The sequence below is a fragment of the Streptococcus sp. 2018WUSS126 genome (assembly GCF_044427425.1).
Lineage (GTDB): Bacteria > Bacillota > Bacilli > Lactobacillales > Streptococcaceae > Streptococcus > Streptococcus hashimotonensis.
This window is the reverse complement of record NZ_JAOTGB010000041.1, coordinates 1-1,189: the sequence shown is the minus strand read 5'-3', so window position 1 is coordinate 1,189 and position 1,189 is coordinate 1. Positions and strand designations below refer to the sequence as shown.

1 pseudogene is annotated in these 1,189 nt (G+C 41.3%); it reads left to right on the top strand.

The annotated features are described in order from the left end of the window. Positions 1–72: 72 nt before the first annotated feature. A pseudogene (locus tag ODU34_RS10155) lies at positions 73–1,189 on the top strand (IS3 family transposase); the annotation flags it as partial.

Genomic DNA, 1,189 nt, shown 5'->3' with positions numbered 1-1,189 from the left:
TGATATACTCCCCTTATAGTGGACAGTGAAAAAACAAAAATTTTCACTAGAAACTATAAAGGGAGTTTTATTATGTCCAAAAGAAGTCCAAAGTCTGTCTCTGAGAAACTAGAAATTGTTCTACTCCACTTGGAAGCTGGGAAATCACTTAGCTGGTTAGCTAGGCGCTATGGTGTGTCTAAAGACACTCTATCAAACTGGGTTCGGAAGTACAAAGAAGCTGGTGTTGAGGGGCTAGAGGAAAGTCGTCACTGGACGAAGTATAGTAAGGAACTAAAGAAACAAGCTGTTTCCGACTATCTCAATGGCTTGGGAAGTCTCAAAGATTTGACTGAAAAATATGGAATTTCTTGTGATTATGTTCTCAGATCTTGGATAAAACGTTATACTAGTGGTAAAGAATTGAAAGCTACTAGTAGAGGAATGAGTCGCATGAAACAAGGACGCAAGACAACTTTTGACGAACGGGTTGAGATTGTCAATTTTACCCTTGCCCACGAGAAAGATTACCAAGGGGCTGTTGAGAAGTATGGCGTTTCCTACCAACAGGTCTATTCGTGGGTCAGAAAGTTTGAGAAGGACGGTTCTAACGGCCTCCTCGACCGTCGTGGAAAAGGTTTGGAAAGTAAGCCTAATCTGACTTCGGAAGAAGAGTTACGCCTAAAAATCAAGCAACAGGAAGAACGGATTAAGTATCTTGAAATGGAGAATGGCCTGCTAAAAAAGTTAGAAGAAATCAAGCGACGAAATCGACGGTAAGAATGGGTCGCCACTTGGAATCCTTCCAAGCGATTAAAGAATATGCGGATGAACAGAAAGAGGCTTCTATCAGCCACTTGTGCCGTATTCTAAAGGTATCTCGCTCAGGCTATTACAAGTGGTTGCGTCATCAAGAAACTCCTTCTGAACAAGAAAATACAAGATTGATAGACGTCATCAAGGACCTTCATAGCCAACATAATGGCATTCTTGGTTATCGTCGTATGACTCGATTTGTCAATCGCAAGCTTGAAACAAACTACAACAAGAAGCGGATTCGTCGCTTGATGCATATTCTAGGTATTCGCTCCATTATCAGAAGATCCAAGGGATATTGCACCAAGACTAGCTTTGTCAATGTAGAAGACAATATTCTCAATCGTGATTTTACAGCTACTGCCCCCAATCAGAAATGGTGTACAGATGTGAC